The sequence below is a fragment of the Rubrivirga sp. genome, from assembly GCF_049648075.1.
Classification (GTDB): Bacteria; Bacteroidota; Rhodothermia; order Rhodothermales; family Rubricoccaceae; genus Rubrivirga.
Genome location: NZ_JBARYR010000259.1, coordinates 1 through 4477, shown reverse-complemented (window position 1 = coordinate 4477; position 4477 = coordinate 1). Strand labels below are relative to the sequence as shown.

The window sequence follows — 4477 nt, the reverse complement described above, 5'->3', positions numbered from 1 at the left end:
CCTCGAGGTCGCGTCCCCCCGCACCCGGACACATGCAAATCACCAACCTCGCGATCAACAACCGCACGGCCATCGTCGTGCTCACGATCGCGCTGACCATCGGCGGCCTGATCTCGTACGTCGCGCTCCCCAAGGAGAGCCAGCCCCAGATCGAGTTCGCGACCATCGTCGTGACCACGATCTACCCGGGCGCGTCGCCGGACGACGTCGAGTCGATCATCACCCAGGAGGTCGAGCGCGAGCTCTCCTCGGTCGACGGCCTCGATGACCTGACGAGCACGAGCACCGAAGGCGTCTCGACGGTCATCGCGGAGTTCTTCCCCGACAAGGACATCGACCAAGCCAACCAAGACGTCCGCGAGGCCGTCGACATCGCCAAGACCGAGTTCCCCTCGGACGTCGAGGAGCCCATCGTCTCGGAGATCGACTTCGCCGACTTCCCCGTCGTCACGGTCAACCTGCTGACGGACGGCTCGCTGACGGCCCTGCGCGAGACGGCCGAGGACCTGCAGGACGACATCGAGGGCGTGCCGGGCGTCTCCGAGGTCGACTTGTTGGGCGGGCTCGAGCGCGAGGTCCAGGTCAACGTGGACCTGGCCGCGCTCCAGGGCTACAACTTGTCCATCAACGACTTGGTCGACGCTGTCCGAACGGAGAACACCAACATCCCAGGCGGCTCCATCGACGTCGGGCCCGAGAACTACCTCGTCCGCGTTAATGGCGAGTTCGAGGACCCGTCTGAGATCGAGGACTTCGTCGTCGCCAGCCCCGGCGGCACGCCGGTCTACGTCCGCGACATCGCCGACGTCGAGTTCGGCTACAAGGACCGCTCGAGCTACGCCCGCCTCGAGGTCGTCCACGAGGAGGTCGACGACGAGTTCGTGGCCGTCGAGAACGCCGAGAACTTGCAGGTCATCCGGCTCAACGTCAAGAAGGCGACCGGCGAGAACATCATCGCGGTCGTCGACGGCGTCGAGGAGACCATCGCCGGGTTCACGTTCCCCCAAGGCACGCAGTACGTGTTGACGGGCGACCAGTCGGAGCAGGTCGACATCCTGGTCCAGGACCTGGAGAACAACATCATCGCCGGCATCATCTTCGTGATCGTCGTGCTGCTGTTCTTCCTGGGCGTCCGGAACGCGGCACTCGTGGGGCTCGCGATCCCGCTGTCGATGTGCCTGTCGTTCCTGGTCTTCTCGGTCATGGGCCAGACCTTGAACTTCATCATCCTGTTCTCGCTCATCATCGCCTTGGGCATGTTGGTCGACAACGCGGTCGTGATCATCGAGAACATCTACCGCTTCCGCGAGGAAGGCTACGGGCGGTGGGAGGCGGCCAAGAAGGGGACGGCCGAGGTGGGCCTGGCGGTCGCGGCCTCGACGGCGACGACCGTCGCCGCGTTCGCGCCGATGCTGCTGTGGCCGGGTACGATCGGCAAGTTCATGAGCTACATGCCGCTGACGCTGATCGTGACGTTGACCTCGAGCCTGTTCGTCGCGTTGATCATCAACCCGGTCGTGGCGGGCTACTTCGTCAAGACGGACAAGGAGATCGCAGCAGCCAAGGCCGAGAACCGGCGGCGGAGCCCCAAGACGCGGGCGATCTCGCTCGGGCTCGCCGCGTTCGCCGCGCTCGTCGTCGGCATCGCGAACTGGAAGACGGCCGTGTTCCTGATCGTCGCGGTCCCAGCGCTGTTCTACCTCTACAAGTACGTCTTGGAGCCGGCCCACCACCGGTTCGCCTCGAGGACGGTGCCCCGGCTGACCGAGCGCTACCGGGCCTTCTTGCGCTGGATGCTGGAGCGGGACTACTCGGTCCCGCGCGCCATGCTCCGCAACACGTTCGCGCTCGGGTCCTTCTCGGCCGGGTTCCTATTGCTGATCGCGGGCGCAGCGCTCAACGCGGCGGCGGCACCCGCCGGGCTTCTGCTGATGGTCCCAGGTGGGATCGCCTTGCTCGTTGGCATCCTGGGCATCGTGTTTCACACGCTCGAGTCGGCGTTCCTGGGCGGCCGGGCGAGCGTTAAGGCAGGGCTCATCTTTGGCGGCATCGTGCTCGGACTGATCGGGCTCCTGTCGCTCGGCGGTCGGATCACGTACGGCGAGGGCGGAGAGGGCGGCATCCTGCTCGTCTTGGAAATGCTCCTGTTGCCGATCCTGATTGTGACGGCCGGAGCGCTGGGCGTGGTGTTCGCGAGCCGGATCCGCAAGCGGACGACGTTCGACACGCCCTACGTCGTGCTGACAGACAACCGGGCTCGGCTGCTGACCGGTACGCTGGGCGTCTTGGTCGGCGTAATCGCGCTGTTCGCCGTGGCCCCGACGGGCGTCGAGTTCTTCCCGACGACGGACCCGAACCAGATCCTGATCACGGCTGAGGCCCCGGTCGGGACGACGATCGAGCGGTCGAACGAGGTGTCCGAGGAGGTCTTCTCGCGTGTCGAGAACCTTCTCGAGGAGGACCCGAACACGGCGGGCAACACGCGCAACATCGCGACCTCGGTCGGGGTCGGCGGCGACGCCCAGTTCGGCGGCGGATCGGCGAGCGCCGAACGGTCGAGCGTGACGCTCAACATGGTCGACTACGAGGACCGGGCCGAGCCGTCGTCGGAGACGATCCAGGGCATCCGCGAGAGCCTGGCCGGCCTGCCGGGCGTGGACCTGACGATCACCCAGGACCAGGGCGGCCCGCCGACGGGCGCCGCGGTCAACATCGAGGTCTCGGGACCGGAGTTCGAGACGATCCAGGACATCGCGAACGATCTCAAGACCGGCCTCGAGGACGCCGTCGACGCCGGCCGCATCGAGGGCTTGGTCGACATCCGCGACAACCTCAACAGCGGCCGGCCGGAGTACCGCGTCGAGATCGACCGCGAGCGAGCGGCCGCGTTCGGGCTGAGCACGCAGGCCGTGGCGCTCGCCGTCCGCAGCGCCGTCAACGGCGTCGAGGCCAGCAAGTACCGCGACGGCAAGGACGAGTACGACGTGACCGTCCGGCTCCGGGAGGACGACCGCCAGTCGCTCCGGGAGCTCGAGAGCCTGACCGTCTTCAACGAGGGCCTACAGATTCCACTCGTCTCGGTCGCTCAGATCGTCCCGTCGTCCGGGCTGGGAAGCATCACGCGGCTCGACCAGGAGCGGGTCGTGACGGTCTTGGGCGACGCGGCGCCGGGCGCGAACGCGAACGCGGTCTTGGGCCAGGTCCAGGCCGAGCTCGAGGACGACATCGCAGCCCTGCCCGTCGGCTACACCGTCGCCTACACGGGCGCCGACGAGGAGCAGCAGGAGAGCTTCAGCTTCTTGACGACGGCCTTGCTGATGGGGCTCGCGCTCATCTCGATCATCCTGATCGCCCAGTTCAACTCGATCACGAACCCGCTGATCATCATGATCGCGGTCGGCCTGAGCCTGATCGGCGTGATGCTGGGTCTGATCCTGACCCGGACGCCGTTCGGCCTGATGACGTTCATCGGGCTGATCTCGCTGGCCGGCATCGTGGTCAACAACGCGATCGTGCTGGTCGACTACATCGAGCAGCTTCGAGGGCGCGGCGAGGACAAGCAGGAGGCCATCATCGACGGCGGCTCGACGCGCCTGCGGCCGGTCTTGTTGACGGCGTTCACGACGGTCATCGGCCTGATCCCGCTGACGTTCGGCATCAACATCGACTTCGTCGGGTTGATCGTCGACCTGAACCCGTCGTTCTCGATCGGCTCGGAGAACACGCAGTTCTGGGGGCCGATGGGCACGGCGATCATCTCGGGCCTGACGTTCGCGACGTTCCTGACGCTCGTCATCGTGCCGGTCATGTACTCGACGTTCGACAGCATCGCGACGCGCGTGTCGTCCTCGAGGGCGGCCGAGCCGGAGTCGCAGAGCACGTCGCCCATCGTCCTCGACGGCGACGGCTCGACGGCCGAAGGCGAGCTGATCCCGTCCCCCGTCCCCGCCCGCTGAGGCGTCCTCGAGGGCGGCCCGCTCGTTCGGCGACCTCGAGGACGGCCGGCTCCACTCTCTCGTCGCGTCCTCGAGGACGCCTCTCATCTCATGTTCCGACTCCTCCCCGACCTTCCGCCCCACGTCGTCGCCTTCGAGGTCGATGGCACCGTCACCAAGCCCGACATCGAGGCGCTGTTCCGCGAGATCGACGGGGCCCTGGCCAGGGGGCGCGTGCACCTGGTGGCCGAGATCACGGGGATTGGCGGCATGACACTGGACGCGCTGCGGACGAACGCGGGCAAGAGCGCGGGGCTGCTGACCAAACTGGGCCAGATCCGCCGGTTTGCCGTGGTCACCGACGAAGGGTGGATCGGGACGCTGGCGAAGGCGCAGGGAGCGCTCGTTCCGAGCCTCGACGTGCAGGTCTGGCCGTGTGCCGAGCTCGAGGACGCGGTCGCGTGGGCGTCGGAGCCCGTGGCTGCATGACGGTCGGGCGGCTCCGGCGGACCCTGCGCCTGGCACCGCTTCTCGTCCTCGAG

The 4477-nt window shown here is 67.2% G+C and carries 2 protein-coding genes; both read left to right on the top strand.

The window, feature by feature from the left end; translation table 11 throughout:
• Nucleotides 1-32: 32 nt before the first annotated feature.
• Nucleotides 33-3956, top strand: coding sequence for an efflux RND transporter permease subunit (locus WBA11_RS07770; RefSeq protein WP_424520129.1), 3924 nt, complete (start codon nucleotides 33-35; stop codon nucleotides 3954-3956).
• Between the two features lie 90 nt (nucleotides 3957-4046).
• Nucleotides 4047-4424: an STAS/SEC14 domain-containing protein gene (locus WBA11_RS07765; RefSeq protein WP_424520128.1), complete on the top strand. Its 378-nt coding sequence runs from the start codon at nucleotides 4047-4049 to the stop codon at nucleotides 4422-4424.
• Nucleotides 4425-4477 lie beyond the last annotated feature (53 nt).